Here is a 24,338-nt window from a genome sequence, read left to right as displayed (position 1 = left end):
GGATGATCCTTCGGGATGAAGTCCTCCAATTTGCGCATCATGAACAGGCTTTCGGTAAAGGTGTCGGCGCCGCGCATCGTTTTTCAGAATGAAGTCGGGATGTCAGGATAACATTGGGCCGCCAGCCATAGCCCGCTTGTCGAGGCAGTATTTCAGCAGCCTGCTAGCTCCCAATTGAATCAGGCTGGTTTCGGTACCCGACGGCCGAATGCAAAACCCACGGCCTTCATCACCAAGCGGAATACCAGGCGTATGAAGATCAGCGCCAGGATCGCCTCCACAAACGTCATCACGAACGCCAGCGCCGCACCCCAGCGCGCATCGCGGCGATGGAACTTGGCGATCATACTGTCCTTGGTGATTTCAATGCTGTCGTAGAAGGTCGGCACAACCAGCAAGGTCAGCAGGGTCGACGTAATCGTGCCACCGATAATCGACACAGCCATCGGTGCATAGAACTGCCCGCCGTCGCCCCAGCCAATGGCCACCGGCATCATGCCGGCGATCAGGGCGAAGGTGGTCATCAGGATCGGACGCAGGCGCATGCGGCCGGCGTTCATCAGCGCGTCTTCGCGGCTGACGCCCTCCTCTTCCTGCTTGCGCGCAGCATCCAGCAGCAGGATGGCGTTCTTGGCCACCAGGCCCATCAGCATGATCACGCCGATCAACGACATCAGGTTCAGCGTGTTGTGGGTGAGCAGCAGGCCGACCACCACCCCGATCAGGGACAGCGGCAACGAGAGCATCACTGCGCCCGGCGCCGTGAAGGAACCGAACTGCATCACCAGCACCAGATACATAAGGCCAATACCCGCCAGCAGGGCGATGCCCATGGCGCCGAACACTTCGTTCTGGTCCTTGCCCGAGCCGCCGACGTCCATGCCGAAGCCAGGCGGGAAGTTCATTTCCTTGGCAATTTTCTGGGCATCCTTGTTCACTTCACCGGCCGAGCGGCCTTCCACGTTGGCGGAGACGGAAATGGTGCGCATGCCATTCAGGTGGCGGATCGCGGCCGGGCCTTTGCCCATGGTGATATTTGCGATTTGGTCCAGCGGCACCATCTGACCGGTGCCCGGCACGCTGATCGGCAGGCGTTCGATGTTTTCAGGGCTCAAGCGGTCCAGCGGATGCAGGCGCACGGCCACATCGCGGGTTTCGCCAGTCGGATCGACCCAGTCGCCCACTTCGATACCAGCGAAGGCGACGCGCAGCGATTGCGCGGCATCGCCAGCGGAAATGCCCATCGAGTTTGCCAGGCCGCGATTCAGTTCAATCTGCAGCTCCGACTTGGGGTCCTGCTCCGACAGACCCACGTCCACCGCGCCGTTCACCTGCCGCAGCTTGTCCATGAACTCGTTGGTGAGCTCCATCAGTTTGCGCGAATCCGGCCCGATGAAATCGATCTGCACCGGTTTGCGGCCGTTGTTGGAGAAGTCGTCGATCACGGTGAATTCACCGCCGACCATGCCGGCCAGCTTCTGGCGCAATTCGCTCCCGATCGCCTGCGCGTTGCGCTGGCGTTCGCTGCGCTTGCCAATGTCCACGTAGACGGAGCCGCCAGCCAGGTTGACATTCACATTGGTGGCTTTGACGTCCTTGATGCCCAGGGCGATCTCGGACACTTTGCTCATCTTGCTGCGCGTATAGGCCAGGCTGGACGAGGATGGCGTGCGCACTTCAACTTTCACAATGCCGATGTCCTGCTTCGGCAGGAAGCTGGTGCCGCCCATCGTGGCCTGCAAGGCGATAGCGCCGACAAAAGAGGCAAACGCGATCACGGCCATCCACCGGCGGTGGTGCAGCGCCCATTCGATCACCTTGCCGTAACGGTCGGCCTGGTGGTCGAACCAGTGGTTGAATTTGTCCAGTACCTTGCCGATGCCCTTCTTCTGGGCCGTGTGGTGGTCCGCCGGATCGCCCCAGTAAGCCGACAGCATCGGGTCCAGGGTAAAGGAAATGAACAGCGATACGGCCACCGAACAGGTCACGGTCAGCGCGAAGGGACGGAACCATTGGCCGGCCATGCCGCCCATGAAGGCGACCGGGATGAACACGGCCATGATGGAGAAGGTGGTGGCCGCCACGGCCAGGCCGATTTCCGCGGTGCCGTTCAAGGCTGCCGTGCGGCGGTCGGAACCCATCTGCATATGGCGCACGATGTTTTCCCGCACCACGATGGCGTCATCGATCAACACGCCGATCGCCAGCGACAGGCCGAGCAGGGTCATGAAGTTCAGCGTGAAGCCGCACAGCCAGACCGCGATGAAGGCCGCGATCACCGAGGTGGGCAGGGACAGTGCGGTGATCAGGGTCGAGCGCCAGGAATTCAGGAAGGCGTACACCACAAAAATGGTCAGCACGGCGCCGAACACCAGGGCCTCGATCACATTGTTCAATGAGCGCTGCGCCTGCTCGCCGCCGTCGCGCGTGATCTCCAGCTTGGTGCCCAATCCTTCGGCATCCAGTTCCTTGTTGATTTCCCCCACCAGCACGCGCACCTTCTTGGCCACGGACACCGCCGACGCGTCGCGCGAGCGGATCACGTGCAGGCCGACATTGTCCTTGCTGGAACGCAGGCTGACGTTATTCACTTCGGCAAAGCCGTCTTCAATGCTCGCCACCTGGCCCAGGCGCACCAGCATATCGCCGCTGCGCTTGACCACCACGTCCTTGAAGTCTTCCGGACGCTCGATGCGGCCCACCAGGCGGATCGCCTTTTCTTCCAGGTTGCCGCGCACCTTGCCCACCGGGGCGTTGGTGTTTTGCATGCGCAGCGCCTGCGCCACTTCGGCCACCGACACATTGTATTCGCGCAGCTTGTCGGCACGCAGCAGCACCGACAGTTCGCGCCGCAACGCGCCGTTGACATTGACCACCGCCACGCCGTCCAGGGCGCGCAGGCGGTCGGCCAGCTTGTCTTCGGCAATGCGCGAGATCGCGGCATGCGACTGGTTGCGCGACGACAGCGCCAGCTGCATCACGGGCTCCTGGCTGGTGTCGAAGCGCTGGATCATCGGCTCGCGCATCTCGGTCGGCAGCTTGTAGCGCACCGCAGCGATGGCATTGCGCACCTCGTCGGACGCTTCGATCAGGTTCTTATCGAAGGCAAATTCGATCTCGAAGCCGGCCACGCCTTCGCGTGCTTCGGTCTCGATCTTGGTCACCCCGGTGATCGATTGCAGCGATTTTTCCAGGCGGTTGACCACCTCGCGTTCCACCGTTTCCGGCGAAGCGCCGGGATAAGGGATGTTGATGTACAGCGATGGGATCTCGACATCCGGATTCTGGTTGACGCGCAGTTTGGACAAGGCCAGCAGGCCCATCGCCATCACTGCCACGATCACCACGATCATCGCGACCGGGCGTTTGACACTGAAGTTAGAAAGAAACATCGCTTAACTTTTTAGTAAGTTGTGAAGTAACAAAAAAGGGCCGGGGGGCCCTTCCTTGCGTCCCGCTGCGCGGGTTTAAGCCGTCTTCGGCTGGCGCCCGCCAAATGCCAGGCCAACCAGCTTCATGACCAGTCGATACACCAGGCGCACGAAAATCAGCGCCAGGATCGCTTCCACAAAGGTGAGCGCAAAAGCCACGGCCGTGTTCCAGCGGTCGGCGCGGCGGTGAAACTTGGCGATCATGCTGTCCTTGGTGATCTCGATGCTGTCGTAGAACGTCGGCACGACCAGCAAGGTCAGCATGGTGGAGGTGATGGTGCCGCCGATAATGGCCACCGCCATCGGACGGTAGAACTCGCCGCCCTCGCCCATGCCGATGGCCACCGGCATCATGCCGGCAATCAGGGCGAAGGTCGTCATCAGGATCGGACGCAGGCGCATACGGCCGGCGTACATCAGCGCATCCTCCCGGCCGAAGCCCTCTTCCTCACGCTTACGCGCAGCGTCGAGCAGCAGGATGGCGTTCTTCGCCACCAAGCCCATCAGCATGATCACGCCGATGAAGCTCATCAGGTTCAGCGTGCCATGGGTGAGGATCAGGCCCAGCACCACGCCGATCAGGGACAGCGGCAGGGACAGCATCACCGCGCCCGGCGCCGTGAAGGAGCCGAACTGCATCACCAGCACCAGGTACATCAGGCCGATGCCGGAAACCAGGGCAATGCCCATGGCGCCGAACACTTCCTTCTGGTCCTTGCCCGAGCCGCCCACGTCCATGCCGAAGCCTGGCGGGTAGTCCATTTGCGCCGCCAGCTTCCGGGCTTCCTCGATCACCTCGCCGTTCGAGCGGCCTTCCACGTTAGCCGACACCGAGACCATCCGCTTGCCGTTCTTGTGGCGGATGGTGGCCGGGCCCTTGCCCATGGTGATCTTGGCGATCTGGTCCAGCGGAACCATCTGGTTGGTGCCGCTCACGGAAATCGGCAGGCGCTCGATATTCTCCGGGCTGACGCGGTCTTCCGGATGCAAGCGCAACGCCACGTCGCGGGTCTCGCCGGTCGGGTCGACCCAGTCGCCCACTTCGATACCGGCAAAGGCCACGCGCAGCGACTGTGCCGCATCGCCGGCGGAAATGCCCATCGAGTTGGCCAGGCCGCGGTTCAACTCGATCTGCAGCTCGTCCTTCGGATCCTGTTCGGACAGGCCGACATCGACCGCGCCCTTGACCTGGCGCAGCTGGCCCATGAACTGGTTGGTGATCTCCATCAGCTTGCGCGAATCCGGACCGACGAAGTCGATCTGCACCGGCTTGCGGGCGCCGTTGTTGACGTCTTCCAGCACCACGAACTCGCCGCCCACCAGGCCTGCCAGCTTCTGGCGCAGTTCGATGCCGATTTCCGTGGCGTCGCGCTTGCGCTCGCCGCGCTTGCCGATATCGACCCAGATACGGCCGCCCGACAGGTTCACATACGTGCTGGTGGCTTTCACCTCTTTGATGGTGTGGGCAAGCTGCGCCGCCTTGTCCATCTTGGTCTTGGTGTATTCCAGGCTGGACGAGGACGGCGTGCGCACATCGATGGCGATGGTGCCGAAGTCCACCTTCGGCAGGAAGCTGGAGCCCCCGACGGTCGCTTGCAGGGCCAGCGCGCCGACGAAGGTCAGCACCGCGATCACGGCCATCCAGCGGCGATGGTGCAGAGCCCAGGCGATCACCTTGCCGTAACGGTCGGCTTGGTGGTCGAACCAGTGGTTGAACTTGTCCAGTACCTTGCCGATGCCCTTCTTCTGGGCCGTGTGGTGGTCCGGCGGGTCGCCCCAGAAGGCCGACATCATCGGGTCCAGGGTAAAGGAGATGAACAGCGACACCGCCACCGAGCAGGTCACGGTCAGCGCAAACGGTCGGAACCACTCGCCCGGCATGCCGCCCATGAAGGCGACCGGGATGAACACCGCCATGATGGAGAAGGTGGTGGCCGCCACGGCCAGGCCGATTTCGGCGGTGCCGTTCAGCGCCGCGCTGCGGCGGTCGGCGCCGTTCTGCATATGGCGCACGATGTTTTCCCGCACCACGATGGCGTCGTCGATCAACACGCCGATCGCCAGCGACAGGCCGAGCAGGGTCATGAAGTTCAGCGTGAAGCCACACAGCCAGACCGCGATGAAAGCGGCGATCACGGAAGTCGGCAGGGAGAGCGCGGTGATCAGCGTGGAACGCCAGGAATTCAGGAAGGCGTACACCACGAAGATGGTCAGCACGGCGCCGAACACCAGCGCTTCGATCACGTTGTTCAGGGAATCCTGCGCGTCTTCGCCGCCGTCGCGCGTCACTTCCAGCGAAGTGCCCTGGCCCTCATCCTTGAATTCCTTGTTGATTTCCTCGGTCAGCTTGCGCACCGCCTTAGCCACCGACACGGTGGAAGCGTCACGGGCACGGATCACCGCCAGGCCGACGTTGGGCTTGCCGGAACGCAGGCTGACGTTATTAATTTCCGCGAAGCCGTCTTCAATCGTGGCCACCTGGCCCAGGCGCACCAGCTGGTCGCCGTTGCGCTTGACCACCACGTCCTTGAATTCCTCCGGACGCTCGATACGGCCCACCAGGCGGATCGCCTTTTCTTCCAGGTCGCCGCGCACCTTGCCCACCGGGGCGTTGGTGTTCTGCAGGCGCAGCGCGTTGGCGACTTCGGCCACCGAGACGTTGAACTCGCGCAGCTTGTCGGCGCGCAGCAGCACCGACAGTTCGCGCCGCAGCGAGCCGTTGACATTGACCACAGCCACGCCATCCAGCGCGCGGTAGCGGTCAGCCAGCTTGTCTTCGGCGATACGCGACAGCACCGAATGCGATTGCGACTTGGACGACAGCGACATCTGCATGATCGGGTCGGCCGACGTGTCGATACGCTGGATCATCGGCTCGCGCATCTCGGTCGGCAGCTTGTAACGCACCGACGCGATGGCGTTGCGCACCTCGTCCGACGCTTCGATCAAGTTCTTCTGGAACGTGAAGCGCATTTCGATGGTGGCGCTGCCCTCGCGCGAGGTCGAGTACAGGTCGGTCACACCGGCGATCGACTGCAGCGATTTTTCCAGGCGGTTGACCACCTCGCGCTCGACCGTCTCCGGCGAGGCGCCAGGATACGGGATGTTGACGATCAACAGCGGGATCTCGACATCCGGATTCTGGTTGACGCGCAGCTTGGACAAGGCCAATAGGCCCAGGGCCATCATCGCCACGATCAGCACGATCATGGCGACGGGGCGCTTGATACTGAAATTAGAAAGGAACATGGTTCGTTTCCCTAGGATGCTTGCTGCCCTTGTTGACCTTAGTTGCCTTTGGCTGCGTCGGCCGGCACGGAGGCGGAAGCGACCGTCTTGGCCACTTGCATATCGACCTTCTGGCCGTCGCGGAAGCCGGAGGCCGGGGTGCGCATCACCAGGTCGCCCTTGGCCAGGCCGGTCTGCACCTGCCAGTTGCCGCTGCGCGCATCGCGTGCGCCCATCTGCAGGGTGGCTTTGGCGAGCGCCTTGTCCTTGACCTTCCACACGTAGGTGGTGTCGCCCTGCTTGACCAGGGCCGATTCCGGCACCATCAGGGCGGAGGTGGTTTCCGCTTCGATGCGGCCTTCGGCGAACAGGCCGGCCACGCGCGGCAGATTCTTGTCGGCGAATTCGACCAGCACTTCGACCTGGCGGGTGACCGGGTTGGCGGCCGGATCGACGCGCTTGACCTTGCCCAGGAAGTTCTGGCCAGGGTAGCCGTTGATGGCGAATACCACGCCCTGCCCTGCCTTCACAACGCCCACCGCGTCGGCGGACACCCGGCCTTCAAAGCGCATCGACGCCGGGTCGACCACTTTCACCAGCTCCTTGCCGATCTGGGCGGTGTCGCCGGCAGAAACCTTGCGTTCGGAGACGATGCCGTCGAACGGCGCGCGCACCAGGGTGCGGGTCAGCTGCTGATTGGCGGCCACCAGGCGGGCCCTGGCGGCCGACAGGTCGGACTGGGCATTATTGCGGCGCACTTCAGCATCTTCCAGCACCTGCGAGGACACCATGCCGGAGGCCTTCAGGGTTTTCTGGCGCGCCAGCACGCGCTCGGCCTGGTCCAGCGACTGGGACGATGCACGCACCGCTTCCTGGGCCGAGTTCAGCGCGTCGCGCAGCGAAGTATCATCCAGACGCACCAGCAGGTCGCCCTTCTTCACCGCTTCACCGTTCTCCTTCAGCACCTGCATGACGACGGCGCCCACTTCGGCGCGCAGGTCGGCCTTGCGTTCAGGCTGGATCGAACCGGTGACCACCGGGCCGGACGACAGCGCATTGCTTTCCACCGTCACCAGATCTTCAGAGGAGACCTGCAGCGTTGCCAGTTTCTTGTCCTCGCCCTTGCCTTTGGCTTCGGCAGTCGCCGAAGCGCTGGCTTTGCCGGCTTCCGGCGCCTTGTCGGACTTGCCGCAGGCGACCAGCGCAGAAGCAACGGCGATAGCTAATAGGGTTTTACGCAACATTTGAATCTCCAGTTTGGTGGACGGCTTATTTGAATATTGAATGCATACTTCCGCAGCGTGCAAAAGTATCCAATTACCAGGGGAGAGTGTCAATTCACCTGGGGCCAGACTGCCGGTTTTTGGGGCTGGACTGCAGGATTCGCGGATGAACCGCAAAAATGGCGAATGGACGGAGGGAAAGGATTGCTACACCAATGTAGCAATCCCAGGGATTTTCAGCGAGGGAACAGGGCAAAAACGATGTGGCCCATGGCGATGCCAGTGAGCAGGCCGCCGCTGATCTCAATCACGGTATGGCCCATCCGTTCGCGCAGCCATGTGTGGTCCGTGGCATCCTTGGCCAGGCGGTTGATGGCGGCCGCTTGGCGGCCGACGTGCTGGCGCAGGCTGTTGGCATCGATGATGACGATGAAGCACAGCGTGACGGCGACGCCGAACGCCGGGTGGCCCATGCCTTCGCGCAGGGCGATCAGGGTGGCCATGCTGGACACGACGGCGCTGTGGTTGGACGGGAAACCGCCGTTTCCGACCAGGTTGAAGGCCCATTTGCGGGCTTTGATACTGTTAATCAGGAATTTGATCGGACCGACGGTGATCCAGGTCAAAAGCGGGGTCAGCAGGTAAGCAAGATCCATTTATGGCGTCCTTATGGGTAATCCCCCATTATAATCGGCGCTCCAACAATATTAATAGCAAGCAAATAATGAAGCATTTTAGGATTTCGATCATCGCCACCTTCATCCTGATGGGGTTGGCGGCCTGGTGGGGCTATCGCCACGGCGGCCCATCGGCGGCGCTGACGGCGCTGTGGATCACCGGCGTACTGGGCGTGATGGAAGTTTCGCTCTCTTTCGACAATGCGGTGGTCAACGCCTCGGTCCTGAAAAACTGGAATGCGTTCTGGCAGAAGCTGTTCCTGACGGTCGGTATCCTGGTGGCCGTGTTCGGCATGCGCCTGGTCTTCCCGCTGGCCATCGTGGCCGCCGCAACCGGGCTGGACATGCTGTCGGTATGGAATATGGCGCTGCAAACGCCGGAAGAATATTCGCGCCACCTGATGGGGGTGCATGAGGAAGTAGCGGCCTTCGGCGGCGCCTTCCTGCTGCTGGTTTTCCTGAATTTCCTGTTCGACCAGGAAAAGGACGTGCACTGGATCCACTGGTTCGAGGAAAAAGTCGGCAAATACGGCACGGAAAGCCTGGCCGTCCTGCTGACCCTGGTCGCCGTGGTGCTGTGCGTGCAGATGGTGCCGGAAGCCAAGCGCTACACCGTGCTCTATTCCGGTGTGATCGGCACCGCCATCTATGTGGGCGTTGGCTGGGTCAGCAGCCTGCTGGAGGAGGAAGGGCATGGCGAGGTCGGCAAGGCGGTGGCCGGCGGCTCGATCGGCGGCTTTCTCTACCTGGAAGTGCTGGACGCGTCCTTCTCCTTCGACGGCGTGATCGGCGCCTTTGCCATCACCAGCGACGTGGTGATCATCATGCTGGGCCTGGCGATCGGCGCCATGTACGTGCGCTCGCTGACGGTCTACCTGGTGCACAAAGGCACGCTGGACGAATTCATTTACCTGGAACATGGGGCGCACTATGCGATCGGCATCCTGGCCCTGATCATGTTTGCCAGCGTCAAGTATCACATTCCGGAATGGGTCACGGGCCTGTCCGGGGTGGCGTTTATTGGTGTTTCGCTGTGGTCTTCCCTTAAATATAAGAAGTTACATCCCCAGGAGTCTGAATGAGCCGTGTGTTGGTGATTGCCGGTGGCCTATTGGCCGCCGTGGCGCTGCTGTTTGCAGCTTATGTGTGGATGGCGTTGAGCTATTCGTATTCGGAGGGCGAGCGCGCCGGGTATCTGCAGAAGTTTTCCAAGCGCGGCTGGGTTTGCAAAACCTGGGAAGGCGAAATCCTGCTGACCTCGATGCCGGGAGCGATTCCGGAGAAGTTCGAATTTACCGTGCAGGATGATGCGGTGGCGGCCAAGATCGGCGCTGCCGCCGGCAAGCGCGTGGTACTGCATTATGCCCAGCATAAGGGTGTGCCGACTTCGTGCTTCGGCGATACGCAGTATTTTGTTGAGTCGGTGGACGTTCAGCCTTAAACCGGTAAACCTGTGTCAGACCCGCAGGGTCTGACACGGCGGCCCGCGCCCGCCATAGGATAGGTGTCTGACCCTGCGGGTCAGACACCGGTTTGCCGGTTTAGCGCCCGCGCCAGACGGCGCCGGCAGTTTCCTTCAAGCGCCCAATCACATCGCGCGCCATGGTCTCCGAATGCTCATCGGCCGGTTGCGCAGCCCGCTCCTCCATCGCATTCAGCATATTCTGCGCCGCATGCTGGCGGCGCGATTCCTGCTCCAGCAATTTCTTCTTCGACTCCACCATCGCCGCCGTCGTCGCGGTCACCCGGCGCTGCAGCTCGGCATGCGCGTGGACGGTATCGACCAGGGTCTTCTGCTCCGCCAGTTTGGCCCATTCGGCCTGGTTGGCGGCTTCCTCAGCCGCTTCCCGCAGGCGCGCCACTTCCACGAGCTGCTCTTCGGCATCGGCACGCGATTTGGCGGCGGCGGCGGCCTTCTTCTCCAGCTCCACGCGCAGTTCGATCGCCTTGGCCGCACGCGCCTCGGCGGCATTGGCGGCCCTCTGCTGCACCAGCTTCTGGTCGATCAGCAACAGCGTATCGCGCTCCTTGGCCACGAATTCCAGCTCGGACTTGAGCAGCGATTCCTCGGCGGCGACACGGGCCTGCTCGGCCTGGGCGCGTTCCGCCTGCACCCGGCCCAGCTCCACGGCTAGCCGGGCCTGGGCAGCGGCCGCTTCCGCCGCGGCGGCCCGATTGGCGGCGTCGCGCTCGACCTGCTCCGCCATGACGCGCACCGCCATCGCTTCCTGCTCGACAGAAGCTTGCAGGCGGGCATCGGCGGCGGCCTTGCGGCGCGCTTCGGCGGCGCCGGCACGTTCGGCATCGGCGCGCGCCACAGCGGCGGCGGCGGCCATTTCCTCGGCCACGATGCGTTCATTCATGGCATTCAGCGCTTCCTGCTCCGCCTCGGCACGGGCGCGCTCGGCATCGGCCAGACGCACGGCGGCAGCGGCTTTTTCCTGGGCCAGCGCATTGGCTTCCTCGGCGATCGCCAGCTGGGCGGCCACGGCATCGCGTTCGATGCGCTCGGCGGCGGCCTGCTGCGCGGCAACGGCGGCGGAACGTGCTGACAGCTCGCTGCGCTCGGCGGCGGCGGCGGCGGCACGCTGGTGCTCTTCGGTTTCGATACGGGCCTGTTCGGCGGCAGCCTGCTCGGCCTGTTCGCGCAGCTTGAACTGTTCCAGCGCCACGGCTTCCGCCTCCAGGCGGGCACGGGTTTCGAAGTCGGCCTGCTGCTCCGCTTCCACACGGGCCATGGAGATGGCGTGCAGCTCACGGTCGGTTTCGATGCGGCGCTCGGTGGCGGCGATGATCTGGGCGTCGGCGTCGCGGCGGGCCTGGGCGGCGGTGGCGGCCATGGCTTCGACGCGCTCACGGTGCTGGGCGGCGTCGCGGATCTCTTTTTCGGTTTGCAGGCGCAGATGCAGAGACTGGGCGGCGCTGCGGTCGGATTCGGCCTTGGCCAGGGCGATCTGCTCGCGCTCCTGCTCCAGGTGGGCCAGGGCGCGGGCTTCTTCCAAGGCGCGCACCTCGGCGGTGGCGCGCTTGAAGGCCGCTTCCAGCGCCACCTGGTCGGCGCGCTCGCGCTGGCGCGTCACCTCCAGTGCTTCGGCCTCGGTATTGGCCAGTTGCTCGGCGGTCATGCGGGCGGCGTGGGCCTGGCGCCCGCGTTCGCGGGCCATGACGGCCATACGCGCGTCGGCGGACGCCACGCCGACCACTTCGTCATGGGCTGCCTGCACGGCGGCGGCGCGTTCGGCCGCCTGCAGGCGGGCCTGCTCGGCTTGCGCGGCCAGTTCTTCGGCGGCCTTGGCGGCCAGTTCGGTCAGCTTTTCTTCTTCCGCCACCTGCTCGGCGGCGCGGCGGCGGCTTTCCTCTTCCGCCCGGGCGCGTAGTTCGGCGGCCACGCGCACCTGGATGTCGGCATCGACGCGGGCGCGCAGTTCGGCAGTCTCCTGCTTGACCGCTTCCAGGCGGGCCACGCTGGCCGACGCGGCGGCGCGCAGGGTGTCCAGGCGCTCCTTGTTGATCCGGATGGCTTCTTCGGCGGCCTCAGCGTGTTGCACCGCGGCGGCGGCAGCGGCGGATTCGAGGGCGGCGCGGTCTTCCGCCAGGGCGCGGGCCCGGGCTTCGGCCACGGCGCGCGATTCGGCGGCGCACTGGGCTTTTGCTTCCGCTTCGACGCGGGCGATGGCTTCGGTAATGGCTTTCAGCTCGGCTTTCTCATGCTCGGCGCGGTCGGGCGCGGCTTCGGAGGATGGCGGCAGTTGTGCTTGCATGAGGCTCTCGCTTGGCTTTTAGGGTGATGCTGCCATTATGGTTGGAAGCTGCGGGGGTGAAGCGCTTGAAGAAAGCGGGGAATTCCCGGTAATTCTTGTTTTAAAACCGGTAAACCTGTGTCAGACCCGCAGGGTCAGACACGCCCGGTGCAGCCGCGTATCGGTCTTAGCGTTTAAACTGGCCAGAGCGGCGGCTCGTCCATCAGCGCGATCTGCTCGCGCAATTCGAGGATACGATCTTGCCAGTATCGTTGCGTATTAAACCACGGAAACGCCGCCGGGAACGCGGGATCATCCCAGCGGCGCGCCAGCCAGGCCGAGTAGTGGATCAGCCGCAACGTCCTGAGCGCTTCCACCAGGTACAATTCGCGCGGGTCGAACTCGCGCATATCCTCGTATCCGGCCAGGATATCGCTCATTTGCCGCACCATGTCGCTGCGCTCGCCGGACAGCATCATCCACAAGTCCTGCACCGCCGGCCCCATGCACGCATCGTCGAAGTCGACGAAGTGCGGCCCGGCGTCCGTCCATAAAACATTGCCCCCATGACAATCCCCATGCAGGCGTATCAGTTCGACCTGCCCTGCCCTCTCGTAGCAGCGCTTGATACCCTCAAGCGCCTGGTCCACCACCGAACGCCAGGGCGCCACCAGCTCCGCCGGCAGGAAGTCATGGGCCAGCAGCCAGTCGCGCGGTTCTTCGCCGAAGGAGGCCAGGTCCAGCGTCGGCCGCGTTGCAAACGGCCGCGCCGCGCCCGCCGCGTGGATGCGGCCGATAAAGCGGCCCGTCCACTCCAATACCTTGGGATCGTCCATCTCCGGCGCCCGCCCGCCATGGCGCGGGAACACGGCGAAGCGGAAACCTTCGAATTCATGCAGGGTACGGCCATCGCGCGCCAGTGCCGGCACGGCCGGCACTTCGCGCTCCTGCAATTCCTGGACGAAAGCGTGCTCTTCCAGGATCTGCCCGTCGGTCCAGCGCCCCGGGCGATAGAACTTGGCCACCACCGGCGGCCCTTCCTCCATGCCCACCTGGTAGACACGGTTTTCGTAGGAGTTCAGCGCCAGCAGGCGGCCATCGCCAAACAGGCCGATGCTGGCCAGGGCGTCGAGCACCCGGTCGGGGCTCAGTTCAAGGAAAGAATGGGTCATATTCGCAATTGTAAGGGCCAGGGCGTATACTGTCGCCCTTCGACCCTAATAAATTGAGCACCAAGCCATGCAACTCGACCAGCCTTTGTCCGACAAAGAGTTCGACGAACTCGATAACTTCCTGCTGGGCGACCAGAGCCCTGAGGATTCCATGACGATGGACCACCTGCATGGCTACCTGACCGCCATCGCCATCGGCCCGGAGCCGATCACCCCGGCCGAATGGCTGCCAAGCATCTGGGGCGAAGACCGCAAGGATGGGCCGAAATTCAAGAATCCGAAGCAGGAAGAGCGCATCTACAACCTGATCACCCGCTTCATGAACGAAGTGCTGGTGACCTTTGAAGTGGCGCCGAAAGAGTTCGAGCCACTGTTCGTCGAGCACGAGCACGACGGCAAGGTCCTGCTGAACGCCGAAGCCTGGTGCTGGGGCTTCTGGGACGGCATGGAGCTGCGCGAAGGTTCCTGGGACGCGATCTGGGATTCCGAAGCGGCCCCGCTGATGCGCCCGATCTACCTGCTCGGCGCCGACGAGATCAAGCCGGAAGAACTGCCGGAAGTGGAAGATCCGATCAAAGCCCACCAACTGGCCCTGGACATCGAAGCCAACCTGCCGGCCATCCATAAATGGTGGGTACCGCGCCGCAAGACCGGCGTCACCACGGTCAAGCACGAAGAGCCGAAAGTCGGCCGCAACGACGACTGCCCGTGCGGCAGCGGCAAGAAGTACAAGAAGTGCCACGGCGCCGAGCAATAAGCGCCCCAGCTCCCGAGAGCCCGAGAGCTCGCCACCTGCGGGCTTTTTTACGCCGAATGCCAAATTCCGCCCCCCCTATCCGCATTAGCGTATTTACTCTAAAACATGGCTGGTGGCACTGCCATAATTGCCCTCCTTATCATCGAGGAGACACCCAATGAGCATGCCAGTGCTGGAAACAGTCACCATCAGCGTCGAAGCCCATATCGCCACCGTGCGGCTGAACCGGCCGGAAAAGATGAACGCCATGAATCTGCAAATGTGGCATGACATCCGCAGCGCCTTCCGCTACGTGGACGACACGCCCGACATCCGCGTCGCAGTGCTGGAGGGCGAAGGCAAGGCCTTTACGGCGGGCATCGACCTGCAGATGATGATGGGCCTGGGCCGGCAAATCCAGAACGACTGCGATGGCCGCATGCGCGAATCGCTGCGCCGCATCATCCTGGACCTGCAGGACACCCTGACCAGCCTGGAACGCTGCCGCAAGCCGGTACTGGCCGCGGTGCATGGCGCCTGCGTGGGCGGCGGAATCGACCTGGTCACCTGTGCCGACATGCGTTACTGCTCGGCGGACGCCTGGTTCACCATCAAGGAAATCGATATCGGCATGACGGCCGACGTGGGCACCCTGCAGCGCTTGCCGCGCCTGATCGGCGAAGGCATGGCGCGCGAACTGGCCTATACCGCACGCAAGGTCGATGCGGCCGAAGCCAGGGACATCCGCCTGGTGAATCGCGTATTCGAATCGCCGGAAGCGCTGCGCGAAGGCGTGCGCGCAATCGCCGCCGACATCGCATCCAAGGCCCCGCTGGCCGTGCGCGGGGTCAAGGAAATGATCACCTACGCGCGCGACCATTCGGTCGCCGACGGCCTCAATTACAACGCCACCTGGAACGCGGCCATGCTGATGTCGGCCGACCTGCAGGAAGCCATGATGTCCAGCATGGCCAAGCGCGCGCCGGCGTTCAAGGACTAGGCGCGCCGGGTACTTCACGCGGGAAGCGCAAGGCGGCCTATTTCGCCTTGCGCTTCTTTTCCCGTTCGTCGAACTCGCGGTCGAAGCTGGAGTATTCCGATTTCCAGTTCGCGCCGTCAGTCGAACTGCTCAAGGACACGAAGCCGAAACTGCTCTCGTCCCCGATTTGCAGCAATGGGACCGACTTCAGGACCTGTACGCGGTATGGCCAGTCAAACTGTTTCATCACCTGCCAGCTCTGCCCCTTGTCGGCGCTGCGATAGATCGCACTCTTCTGGGCATTGTTCAGGCTTTGCATCACGAATGCGCCGTCGGCCATTTGCTGAACCGGCCCGACGTCCACAACCCCTTTCGGCAAGGTGACCTTCACCGGGTCCCAGTGCTTGCCGGCGTCGTATGAAACAAAATGCTTGCCGCCGCCGGCGATTGCCAACGTGCCGCTCGGGCTGATCTTCAGACTGGAGAATTTCTGCTTTTCAGGCAGGGCCAGGGCGCTCCACTGGCGGGTGGCAAAGTCCAGCGTCTGAATCGTGTCGCGCCCCGTCGTATAAGCAAGGCCATTGGCGATAGGCCAAATCCAGAAGCGCAGGCCCTGCCGTCCTGGTAAGCGTTCGATCTTTTCGCTGCGGACTTCCGTCCACTTGCCGTTTTCCAGCGTCTGCGAATAATGCAGGCTCACCGTATCGCCACGCAGGCCGGCGATATACCAGCCGCCGACACCGTTTCCAACGATGCGCAGCAGGTGGCCGAATGGCAGGTCGCCGGTCGATACCGGCAGCAGCTTGGCGTCGCCCTTGGCATGGCGCAACAGCGTGCCGAACTCGCCGGTCACCAGCAGGTCGGCATTCGGCAAGGTGACGGGCAAAGCGCAACTCAGCGCTGCGATGCTCGGGCCGCTTAATGCCAGCCATTGGCCAGTCACTTGGCGCTGCATCAAGGTACCCATGCGGCCACCGGCCAGGACAATCCCGTCTTTTTCGGTGATGCAGTCGAAATCCCCGGGTTTGCTGATGGCGTATTCCTCCACCTTGTCGTCCGGGCGGCGCGGCTCCGACCAGCCGCCGCCCGCTTCCTTCTCGAACAGCGGCGCCTGTTCCGGCGCATAGACCTTCAGCAGCGGCACATTGCTGGTCACGCGGCTGCTACGGCCCACAAACACTTTGAGATTGACGGGCGTGATAATCAAACGACCAAGGTCTACCGGGCCGCCGCCTTTCACGCGGAAATTGCCGACATATCCGCTATCCTCCGTCAATTGCAGATTCAGGTGGGATTTGGTGTCCTCCAGCAAAGCGACTTTGTATTCACCGGCAGGCAAGGTGCCAGTGAATAAGCTGGTGCCGCGCGAGACCAGCTTCTCGGTCTTCTTCAGCACGACGTCCTGGCTCGATCCCATACGCTGCAGGCGCAGGCGGTCAAAGGTATCGATCTGGCTGGTATTGCTGGTGATACTGATGGCTACCGCGCTCTGCTCCGTCTTTATGGGTGCGGCCACGGAAACCGAAGGTGCGGCTCCGCCAAGGATCAGGATCGGCAGTGCGAAAACCCGCAGCAGACCTGCACTCAGGACGAACTGATTCAAATTCATACAGCTCCAATTGGTAAATTTATCAATGACATTGCTAGCACGAAATGATAATTGATTCCCAATGGAAAATAAATTTCTTGCAATGTCCAAACCTTACTGGTTGTACAAAAACTGCCACAACGCCACTCGGAAAACGCTTAACTGACAGGTTTTGTCGCCGTCGGCCGCCTTGCTGCTGACAAATTTTGTGCCCTTACCCTGTACGCCCTAGGCAGTTGCAAGCTGGCACACGCCTTGCTGTAGCGAAAGGACCGGCGGCCTGACCGCCACTTCAACAGGGGACAACCATGCAACTATCCCAATACAGGGCCTGGGCGCTCGCCTGCCTGATAAGCCTATCGGGTATACCGGCCTTGGTTTCGGCCACCACGGTCGAGATCACGCACACAGCAAAAAATGCCTCGGTGGAACTGGGCCGCACGGTCTGGTTCCTCGGCAAGGTCGACGGCAAGGGCGTCTACATGAATTTCGCCGTCAATGGCATCCCGGGCGGCAACGCCAGCGTCGGCACGCTGAATTCCCAGAACGGCGAATACGTGGCGCCCAAGGGCATGCCGCCCAATGCGGTCATCACCGTGACCGGCACCACGGCTACTACGCCCAAGCTCAGCGCCAGCACTAAACTCACGTTGAGCGCGGCCAGCACCAGCACGGGCGCCACCACGCCGCCCACGCCCTCGCCCGCTCCTGGCACCATCGGCCCGCAGCCGGCTGCCGATCCCGCCACTGTGGCCGCAGCCCGCCTGCTGGAGCGCGCCACCTTCGGACCCAATGCCGCCAGCATTGCCGCCGTCAAACAGATGGGTGCGCAAGCCTGGCTGAACCAGCAATACAGCATGCCGGCCACGCCACTGCCCCAAACCACCGACATGAACGCCCTGCGCAACGGCTGGTACATGAATATGGTGAACGCTCCCGACCAGGTACGCCAGCGCATGCTCTTCGCGCTGTCGCAGCTCTTCGTCGTGTCCGCCGACAAGAACAACAACGCCAACGAACTGCTGCCCTGGCTGGCGACCCTGGACAAGCACGCCTTCGGCAAATTCGGCAACCTGCTGCGCGAAATGACGCTCAACCCGTCGATGGGCAAATACCTCGACCTCGCCAACAGCCGCGTACCAGCGCCGAACGAAAACTATGCGCGCGAAGTCATGCAACTGTTCACTATCGGCCCGGTCATGCTGAACCAGGACGGCAGCGTGCAGCGCGACCGCAACGGCGCACCCATCCCCAGCTATACCCAGGACAGCATCGCCCAGATGGCGCGCGCCCTGAGCGGCTGGACCTATACCGGCAGCAACCTCACCAGCAGCAATTGGGAAAACTTTACCGGCCCGCTGCAGCCGCGCGACAGCATGCACGACAAGGGCGCCAAGGTATTGCTGAACGGCGCCAGCCTGCCCGCCGGCCAAAGCACGGTGCAGGACCTGGACGGCGTGATGCAGAACCTGCTCAACCACCCCAACCTGCCGCCTTTCATCGCCGTGCGCCTGATCCGCGCCTTCACCACCAGCAATCCAAGTCCAGCCTACATCGAACGGGTGGCCAATGTGTTCGCCTATGGCCCGAACGGGCGCGGCGACCTGAAGGCGACGCTGAACGCCGTACTGATGGATCCGGAAGCGCTGGTTGTCGCCCCCACCGCCGGCAAGCTGAAAGACCCGATGCTGCACAGCCTGAGCCTGTTCCGTGCCACGGGCGCCACCGTGCTCAATCCGCAGAACCTGTTCTGGGACTACTTCCTGCTTGGCGAACGCCTGCTGCAGGCGCCGAGCGTATTCAACTTCTACTCGCCGCTGGCGCCGCTGCCCGGCAACCCGGCAATGTCCGGCCCGGAATTCCAGCTGTATACCCCGGCGCAAGCCGTGGGCCGGGCCGACTTCCTGTACGCCTTCATCGCCGGCAATTACGCCGGCATGGTGAGCATCAACCTGGCCCCCTACCAGGCCGTCGCCGGCAACCCGACCGCCCTGCTCAACCTGGTCGACGCCACCCTGCTGCAAGGACGCATGACGCCCTCGACGCGTGCCGCGATCGGCGCCACGCTGCTCGCCACGACCGACCTCAAGCAGCGCGCCATCACCGCCCTCTACCTGACCGCCATTGCGGCCGACTTCGCCGTACAGCAGTAAGAAAGGACACCATCATGAGCAACGATAAAATGTCGCGCCGCCGCTTCCTTGGCGCCAGTGCGCAGGTAGGCATGCTGGGTGCCATGTCCACCCTGGGTCTGCTGGGCATGACCCGCCCGGCGCAAGCCGCCGTATCCGACTACAAGGCACTGGTCTGCCTGTACATGTATGGCGGCAATGACGGCAACAATATGATCGTGCCGCTGGACGCCGCGCACTACGCCGCCTACAACAGCATCCGCGGCAGCAGCGGCCTGGCCCTCTCGGTCAACGCCAAGACCCTGCTGGCGGCGCGCAACGCGCGGCTGCAGGACGGCAGCAACCAACCCTTCGCCTTCCATTACGGCATGCCGGAGATCGATGCGCTGTACGCGCAAGGCCAGGTGGCGGCACTGCTCAATGTCGGCAACCTGCGCCAGCCGCTGACCAAGGCGCAGTACCAGGGCGGCGCCGGCGTGCCGCCGCAGCTGTTCTCGCATCCCGACCAGAACCTGCAAAACCAGGCCGGAACGCCCTCGGCCGCCGGCACCGGCTGGGGCGGCCGGCTGGCCGATGCGCTGGGCGCGCATGGCGACCTGGATGCGGTATCGGTCGGCGCCAACGGCCTGTTCGCCTCCGGCACCACGGTGCAAAGCAACCTGCTGCCGGGGAATGGACAACTGAGCGTCGCGGGCATGAACTTCTGGCCGCAGAGCGAAGCCGACAAGCGGCGCGCCGCCCTGGTGCAAGCGCTATCGGCGAGCAATCCCAACCTGATCGCCACCGCAGCCAACAAATCGCTGCTGAACGGCCTGGAGCTGGCCAAAGACCTGCAGGCCGCCACGAATGGCGGAAGCGCGCTGCAGACGGTCTTCCCCGGCTACGCCATTGCACAGCAGCTGAAAACAGTGGCGCAGCTGATCCGCATGCGCGCCCTGCAAGGACCGGGGCGGCAAGTGTATTTTGTATCGCTCAGCGGCTTCGACACGCACAGCGGCCAGGCATGGCAGCAATTCGACCTGCTGCGCCAGGTATCGCAATCGGTGGCCGCCTTCCAGAACGCGCTGCGCGAAATCGGCGCGGAGCAGAAAGTAACCACCTTCACCATGTCCGACTTCGGGCGCACCCTGCAGCCGAACAGCGGCGGCACCGACCACGCCTGGGGCAACCACCAGCTAATCGTCGGCGCGGCGGTGAAAGGCGGGCTATACGGCCGCTTCCCCGACTTCGTCCTGGGCGGCAAGGATGACGCCACCGGACGCGGCGCCTGGATACCCCAGCTCTCCAACCAGCAATACGGCGCCACCCTGGGCCGCTGGTTCGGCGCCGAAGCCGACGCGCTGGAAAACCAGGTCTTCAAGAACGAATTGGCGAACTTCGCCGTGAAAGACCTGGGCTTCATGCTCTAACGGCCGCGCCCGTGGCAACCTTGGGGTCAGGCTCTTTGCTTGCCACAAGCTCGACAGGATGGGGGTAACTATTTATGAAAAATAAAGATTGACGTCGATCCATAATTATTTTTATGCTAACACCCGCTTTACAACAATGACATCAACAAAGTGGAGATAGAAACATGAAAAAATTATTTGCGGCATTTGTGTTCGCCGTGGGACTCGGCGCGAGCTTTAGTGCCGTTGCGGGGAATCGGTCTTGCGAATACTGGTGCGCCGTCGACCAGGAAGTCTGCGCGCGCAATGGCGGGGATGACTGCTACGACCGCTGGCTGAGCTGCTGGGTACGTTGCGGCAACGACATCCCTTAATCAGGAGCGCACATCATGAAAAAAGTATTGGCCGTCTTCCTGTTTGCCGTCGGCGTCGGCGCCAGCCTTACCGCTGCAGCCACCAGCTGCGAGTACCGCTGCGGCGTCGCCTACCGTATCTGCCTGAAGAATGCGGGCGGCAATGTCGATGCCCAAGGCGCCTGCTGGGAAGCATACGACAACTGCAATCAATCCTGCGGTTAAACCAATTTTGAAGAGCGAAATATGAAGAAACTGTTTGCGGTGTTTGTGTTTGCCGTTGGCTGCGGCGCCAGCTTGGCCGCTGTCGCGGGCGACCGCAATTGCGATTGGAATTGCCGCGTCGGCCGCGACCGTTGCCTGGCCCAGGCCGGGCATGACGCTGAAGCACGCCAAGCCTGCAGCGACTGGTGGGAAGATTGCTGGGTACGCTGCGGCAATGCCCTTCCTTAAGCCAGCGGCTTAAAAGTAGAGCCCGTGGCAACCCAAGAGCCTGACCCCAAGGTTGCCACGGGCTCGGCCGTGATCACAGTTTGATGAAGTGTTCGCGGTAGTACTTCAGTTCTTCAATCGATTCGATGATGTCGGCCAGCGCGGTGTGCTTTTGCGCTTTCTTGAAGCCGGACACCATTTCCGGCTTCCAGCGGCGGCCCAGTTCTTTCAGGGTCGAGACGTCGATGTTGCGGTAGTGGAAGAACGCTTCCAGCTTCGGCATATACTTGACCATGAAGCGGCGGTCCTGGCCGATCGTATTGCCGCACATCGGCGATTTGCCGTTCGGTACCCATTGGCGCATGAAGGCGATCAGCTCGGCTTCGGCCTGGGCTTCGCTCACGGTCGACGCCTTGACGCGCTCGATCAGGCCGGAGCGGCCGTGGGTACCCTTGTTCCAGGCATCCATCTTGTCCAGCGTCGCGTCCGACTGGTGGATCGCCAGCACCGGGCCCTCGGCCAGGATGTTCAGGTGCATGTCGGTGACCACCATGGCCACTTCAATGATACGGTCGGTCTCGGGCTCCAGGCCGGTCATTTCCATATCCACCCACACCAGGTTCATCTCATTCGGGCGCTGTGGGGTTGCCGGGGTTGCTGGGGTGTCGTTCGCTTGTGACATAATTCTCTCTAAGGCAATATAAGGCAGATTAATCCGCCATTTTCTCACAGGCATAGAATGTATTCACACGCGTTTTCGTTTTTGTTCATTGCATTTTTAGTATCGACCTTGCTGGTGCGCTTCTGGCTCGCTTCGCGCCACATCCGCCATGTGATGCAGAACCGTGCCGCCGTGCCGGCTGATTTCGCTGAAAAGATTCCCCTCGCGGCGCACCAGAAGGCCGCCGATTACACCATCGCGCGCACCAAGCTTGGGCTGGTGAACATGCTCATTTCCAGCCTCGCGCTGGTGGGCTTTACCTTGCTGGGCGGCCTGCAATGGCTGTCGGCCGCCGTGTTCAACGCCACCGGCGGCGGCATGCTGTACCAGCTTGGCCTGGTGCTGGCGTTCGCCCTGGTGTCCGGCCTGATCGACCTGCCGCTCGATTACTACCGCCAGTTCACGCTGGAAGAGCGCTTCGGTTTCAACAAGATGAGCAAGGGCCTGTTCTTTTTCGATATGGCCAAGGGCGTCGGCATCGCCGCCGTGATCGGCCTGCCGCTGCTGTGGGTCATCCTGGCCCTGATGGAGAAGTCGGGCAGCTTGTGGTGGCTGTACGCCTGGTTCGTGTGGTGCGGCTTCCAGTTGCTGGTGATGGCGCTTTACCCCAACTTCATCGCGCCCCTGTTCAATAAATTCACGCCACTGGCCGACGAGTCGCTGAAGCAGCGCATCGAAGGCTTGATGGCGCGCGTGGGCTTCGCTTCCAAGGGCCTGTTCGTGATGGACGGCTCCAAGCGCAGCGCCCATGGCAATGCCTACTTCTCCGGCTTCGGCGCGGCCAAGCGCATCGTGTTCTATGACACCCTGGTCTCCAGTCTGTCGCCGCAGGAGGTGGAAGCGGTGCTGGCGCACGAACTGGGCCACTTCAAGCTGAAGCACATCATCAAGCGTATCGTGGTGATGTTCGGACTCTCGCTCGGCTTCCTGGCCCTGCTTGGCTACCTGAAAAACCAGCTGTGGTTCTACACCGGCCTGGGCGTCAATCCGATCATCGTGCCCGGCCAGTCCAACGACGCGTTGGCGCTGATCCTGTTCATGTTGGTGCTGCCGGTATTTACCTTCCTGTTCGGCCCATTGACCTCGCTCAGCTCGCGCCAGCACGAGTTCGAGGCCGATGCCTTCGCCGCCAAGCATACCGACGCGCGCGACCTGGTGTCGGCCCTGGTCAAGATGTACGAGGATAATGCCTCGACCCTGACGCCCGATCCCCTGCATTCAGCCTTCTACGATTCGCACCCGCCCGCCAGCGTGCGGATCCGTCAACTCAACCTGGCAGTATCCCAATGACAGCGCTCATGACAGCGAACATCCACACCGCAGCCGACCTGCGCGCGCTGCGCTGCAGCCACCAGACCCAAGCCCTGGACGCGCCGGAAGCCTTGCGTCTGGTCCAGTTGCTGGACGGCTGGAGCATGGCCAGCGGCAAGCTGGTGAACACCTTCGGCTTCAACAACTACTACGAGACGATGGCCTTTGTGAACGCGCTGGCCTTCATCTCCCACCGCGAAGATCACCACCCGCAGCTGGTGGTGGACTACAAGACCTGCCAGGTGCGCTATGACACGCACTCGGTGAACGGCTTGTCGATCAACGATTTCATCTGCGCCGCCAAGGCCGATGCACTGGGCCAGGCATGAGCAAGGGAACGCAACGCACCGGTACCATCATCGCAGCCCACGGTCGCCACTACCTGGCGGAAGCGGAAGGCCAGCGCCTGCAATGCGTCACGCGCGGCAAGAAGACCAATGTCGCCGTGGGCGACCTGGTCGACCTGACCCTGACGTCGCCCGACCAGGCGGTGATCGACAAGATCCAGGAGCGCAAGACCCTGCTGTACCGCTCCGATCAGTACAAATCCAAGCTGCTGGCGGCCAATGTCGACCAGCTCTTCATCGTGGTCGCAACGGAGCCCAGCTTCTCGGACGACCTGGTGTCGCGCGCCCTGGTGGCGGCGGAGGCGGCCGGCATCCACGTCCGCCTGCTGCTGAACAAGGTGGACGTCACGGAGATGCTCGAACACGCGCGCAAGCGCCTGCAAGTGTATGCGGCCATGGGCTATGAAGTGCTGGAGGTGTCGGCGACCGGCCTGCCGGAGCAGACCGGCGCCGCGCTGGCGCCGCTGCTGCAGGGGCAGTCCTCGATCCTGATCGGCCAGTCCGGCATGGGCAAGTCGTCCCTGATCAACCTGCTGGTGCCGGACGCCGATATCGCCACCCGCGAAATCAGCGAAGCGCTCGATACCGGCAAGCACACCACCACCTTCACCCGCCTGTACCACGTGGGGCCCGGTTCGAGCGTGATCGATTCGCCGGGCTTCCAGGAGTTCGGCCTGTATCACCTGAGCGAAGGCATGCTGGAACGGGCCTTCCGGGACTTCCAGCCCTATCTTGGCAACTGCCGTTTCTACAATTGCCGGCACCTGAGCGAGCCGCAGTGCGCCGTGCTGGAAGCGGTCAACGAGGGCAAGATCGCGACGATGCGGCATACCCTGTACGGCCAGCTGCTGCACGAGTCTTCGCAAACGCTTTACTGACA

20 protein-coding genes are annotated in these 24,338 nt (G+C 62.9%); 12 read left to right on the top strand and 8 right to left on the bottom strand.

Features of this window, described 5'->3' with window-relative positions:
* Window positions 1-179 precede the first annotated feature (179 nt).
* The 4 genes from H597_RS0115475 to H597_RS0115460 form a co-directional block, all read right to left on the bottom strand.
* Window positions 180-3,392, bottom strand: a complete 3,213-nt coding sequence (locus tag H597_RS0115475) for an efflux RND transporter permease subunit (RefSeq protein WP_028102944.1) — start codon at window positions 3,390-3,392, stop codon at window positions 180-182.
* A 75-nt stretch (window positions 3,393-3,467) separates the two neighbouring features.
* Window positions 3,468-6,680, bottom strand: a complete 3,213-nt coding sequence (locus H597_RS0115470; RefSeq protein ID WP_028102943.1) for an efflux RND transporter permease subunit — start codon at window positions 6,678-6,680, stop codon at window positions 3,468-3,470.
* 38 nt (window positions 6,681-6,718) lie between these two features.
* Window positions 6,719-7,903, bottom strand: coding sequence for an efflux RND transporter periplasmic adaptor subunit (locus tag H597_RS0115465; RefSeq protein ID WP_028102942.1), 1,185 nt, complete (start codon window positions 7,901-7,903; stop codon window positions 6,719-6,721).
* 215 nt (window positions 7,904-8,118) lie between these two features.
* Window positions 8,119-8,538, bottom strand: coding sequence for a divergent PAP2 family protein (locus H597_RS0115460; protein WP_028102941.1), 420 nt, complete (start codon window positions 8,536-8,538; stop codon window positions 8,119-8,121).
* 68 nt (window positions 8,539-8,606) lie between these two features.
* Here H597_RS0115460 and H597_RS0115455 point away from each other — a divergent pair, with 68 nt between their 5' ends.
* Both H597_RS0115455 and H597_RS0115450 read left to right on the top strand, forming a co-directional pair.
* Complete coding sequence (locus H597_RS0115455; protein WP_028102940.1) at window positions 8,607-9,641, top strand: DUF475 domain-containing protein; 1,035 nt, start codon at window positions 8,607-8,609, stop codon at window positions 9,639-9,641.
* Entirely contained in the window at window positions 9,638-10,000 is a 363-nt protein-coding gene (locus H597_RS0115450; protein ID WP_028102939.1) for a DUF8785 domain-containing protein, read from the top strand. Before H597_RS0115455 ends, H597_RS0115450 begins: the two co-directional genes overlap by 4 nt.
* Before the next feature lie 100 nt (window positions 10,001-10,100).
* On the opposite strand, the gene H597_RS31110 is transcribed toward H597_RS0115450, so the two are convergent.
* Window positions 10,101-12,320, bottom strand: coding sequence for a coiled-coil domain-containing protein (locus H597_RS31110; RefSeq protein ID WP_051293834.1), 2,220 nt, complete (start codon window positions 12,318-12,320; stop codon window positions 10,101-10,103).
* A gap of 173 nt (window positions 12,321-12,493) precedes the next feature.
* Complete coding sequence (locus H597_RS0115440) at window positions 12,494-13,471, bottom strand: serine/threonine protein kinase (RefSeq protein ID WP_051293833.1); 978 nt, start codon at window positions 13,469-13,471, stop codon at window positions 12,494-12,496.
* Between the two features lie 67 nt (window positions 13,472-13,538).
* On the opposite strand from H597_RS0115440, the gene H597_RS0115435 reads away from it, so the two are divergent.
* A complete protein-coding gene (locus H597_RS0115435) occupies window positions 13,539-14,228 on the top strand; it encodes a UPF0149 family protein (protein WP_028102937.1) in 690 nt (229 codons plus the stop codon).
* Window positions 14,229-14,385: 157 nt separating this feature from the next.
* On the top strand, window positions 14,386-15,207 hold the full coding sequence (locus H597_RS0115430; RefSeq protein ID WP_229632182.1) for a crotonase/enoyl-CoA hydratase family protein: 822 nt from the start codon (window positions 14,386-14,388) through the stop codon (window positions 15,205-15,207).
* Between the two features lie 37 nt (window positions 15,208-15,244).
* Here H597_RS0115430 and H597_RS0115425 read toward each other — a convergent pair whose 3' ends face one another.
* Window positions 15,245-16,885 carry a beta propeller repeat protein gene (locus tag H597_RS0115425; protein ID WP_154668126.1) on the bottom strand — a complete coding sequence of 547 codons (1,641 nt, stop codon included), beginning with the start codon at window positions 16,883-16,885 and terminating at the stop codon, window positions 15,245-15,247.
* Window positions 16,886-17,082: 197 nt separating this feature from the next.
* Here H597_RS0115425 and H597_RS0115420 point away from each other — a divergent pair, with 197 nt between their 5' ends.
* The 5 genes from H597_RS0115420 (at window position 17,083) to H597_RS0115405 (ending at window position 21,100) form a co-directional block, all read left to right on the top strand.
* Window positions 17,083-18,927 (top strand): DUF1800 domain-containing protein, encoded by a 1,845-nt coding sequence (locus tag H597_RS0115420; RefSeq protein WP_083941119.1) that lies wholly within the window; start codon window positions 17,083-17,085, stop codon window positions 18,925-18,927.
* A 14-nt stretch (window positions 18,928-18,941) separates the two neighbouring features.
* The gene (locus tag H597_RS31105; protein WP_051293832.1) at window positions 18,942-20,315 is read left to right on the top strand and encodes a DUF1501 domain-containing protein; all 1,374 of its coding nucleotides are present in this window, start codon (window positions 18,942-18,944) and stop codon (window positions 20,313-20,315) included.
* 164 nt (window positions 20,316-20,479) lie between these two features.
* Window positions 20,480-20,668: a hypothetical protein gene (locus tag H597_RS34855; protein WP_154668125.1), complete on the top strand. Its 189-nt coding sequence runs from the start codon at window positions 20,480-20,482 to the stop codon at window positions 20,666-20,668.
* A 15-nt stretch (window positions 20,669-20,683) separates the two neighbouring features.
* A complete protein-coding gene (locus H597_RS0115410) occupies window positions 20,684-20,872 on the top strand; it encodes a hypothetical protein (protein ID WP_028102933.1) in 189 nt (62 codons plus the stop codon).
* A gap of 21 nt (window positions 20,873-20,893) precedes the next feature.
* Window positions 20,894-21,100: a hypothetical protein gene (locus H597_RS0115405; protein WP_028102932.1), complete on the top strand. Its 207-nt coding sequence runs from the start codon at window positions 20,894-20,896 to the stop codon at window positions 21,098-21,100.
* A gap of 73 nt (window positions 21,101-21,173) precedes the next feature.
* On the opposite strand, the gene orn is transcribed toward H597_RS0115405, so the two are convergent.
* Window positions 21,174-21,761, bottom strand: coding sequence for an oligoribonuclease (gene orn / locus H597_RS0115400; protein WP_028102931.1), 588 nt, complete (start codon window positions 21,759-21,761; stop codon window positions 21,174-21,176).
* Window positions 21,762-21,818: 57 nt separating this feature from the next.
* Between orn and H597_RS0115395 the strand changes: the two genes are divergently transcribed.
* Genes H597_RS0115395 through rsgA form a run of 3 tightly spaced genes read left to right on the top strand, consistent with a single transcriptional unit; the run spans window position 21,819 to window position 24,336 of the window.
* Entirely contained in the window at window positions 21,819-23,090 is a 1,272-nt protein-coding gene (locus tag H597_RS0115395) for a M48 family metallopeptidase (protein ID WP_028102930.1), read from the top strand.
* A gap of 8 nt (window positions 23,091-23,098) precedes the next feature.
* Window positions 23,099-23,440, top strand: a complete 342-nt coding sequence (locus H597_RS0115390; RefSeq protein ID WP_028102929.1) for a 4a-hydroxytetrahydrobiopterin dehydratase — start codon at window positions 23,099-23,101, stop codon at window positions 23,438-23,440.
* Complete coding sequence (rsgA, locus tag H597_RS0115385) at window positions 23,437-24,336, top strand: ribosome small subunit-dependent GTPase A (RefSeq protein WP_028102928.1); 900 nt, start codon at window positions 23,437-23,439, stop codon at window positions 24,334-24,336. Before H597_RS0115390 ends, rsgA begins: the two co-directional genes overlap by 4 nt.
* Window positions 24,337-24,338 lie beyond the last annotated feature (2 nt).

Origin of the sequence: Pseudoduganella violaceinigra DSM 15887 (genome assembly GCF_000425385.1) — a bacterium.
Lineage (GTDB): Bacteria > Pseudomonadota > Gammaproteobacteria > Burkholderiales > Burkholderiaceae_D > Rugamonas > Rugamonas violaceinigra.
This window is presented reverse-complemented; position numbering and strand designations above follow the sequence as displayed.